At 66.1% G+C, this 224-nt stretch carries 1 protein-coding gene; it reads left to right on the top strand.

Going from position 1 to position 224, the window contains the following annotated elements; translation table 11 throughout:
- Positions 1-224: cadherin repeat domain-containing protein (locus AAHB08_RS21195; protein ID WP_342059993.1), on the top strand; the 224-nt coding region annotated here is incomplete at both ends.

Below are 224 nucleotides of genomic sequence, written 5' to 3'. Positions count from 1 at the left end.
GGCACCGCTGCCGCTCTCAATGAAAACAGCGGCGCCAGCCAGGTGGTCTACACCGCCACCGCCGACGACAGCGCCGACATCAGCGCCGGTGTGACCTTCAGCCTCGCCGGTCCCGATGCCAACAAGTTCACCATCAACGCCACCACCGGCGTTGTCACCCTGCTCGGCAACCCCGATCACGAGACCCAGTCCAGCTACAGCTTCAGCGTCCTGGCCAGCGACGG

The organism is Aeromonas sp. OTU364, assembly GCF_038440395.1.
GTDB lineage: Bacteria > Pseudomonadota > Gammaproteobacteria > Enterobacterales > Aeromonadaceae > Aeromonas.
This window is presented reverse-complemented; position numbering and strand designations above follow the sequence as displayed.